Here is a 550-nt window from a genome sequence, read left to right on the forward strand (position 1 = left end):
GTTTGGGGGAAAAGGTCACGACCTTCACATCATATTTGGCGGGTTTGCGCGCGGTCGCTAAAATCGTGATCTTGCCGCCAGCGCGGGCCACTTTCAGCACCACATCCTTTTGACGCGCTGCGTGTTTCGCAACGAGATCGGCAACATCCATCGGATGGGTGCCAACAACCGAATCCACACCGCCAATTATCATTTGCGGGGTATAGACCGATCGTCGACCCGCTGCGTGGGCATAGGCCTTTTGACGCGCTGTGTTTTCGGCGCGGCCGAATTCATCCTTCCAGCCGATGTAATCCCAGTAATCCACATGCATCGACAATGCGATTACATCACTACGCGCTGCCAGTTTGTGCATCAGCGCATCTGCGGGCGGGCAGGACGAGCAACCTTGAGATGTGAACAATTCGATCACAACTGGTTGGCTCTGGGCTTGTGCCGTTCCGGACAGGGCAAGCCATGCAGCAGTGCAAAGCGCAGAAAGGAATCTCATATCGGGTGATCCAAGTTTAATTCAGGTTTTTTACAGTGATAAGTTGTCTGGACTGTAATG

General features: G+C 53.5%; 1 protein-coding gene. It reads right to left on the reverse strand.

Annotation, left to right across the window (positions count from 1 at the left end):
* On the reverse strand, positions 1–490 hold a 490-nt coding region (locus ACPGUT_RS16150), incomplete at its 3' end, for a DUF1223 domain-containing protein (protein WP_423993134.1).
* Between the last annotated feature and the right edge of the window lie 60 nt (positions 491–550).

The sequence above is a fragment of the Halocynthiibacter sp. genome (assembly GCF_049608145.1).
In the GTDB taxonomy this organism is placed as follows: Bacteria; Pseudomonadota; Alphaproteobacteria; order Rhodobacterales; family Rhodobacteraceae; genus Halocynthiibacter.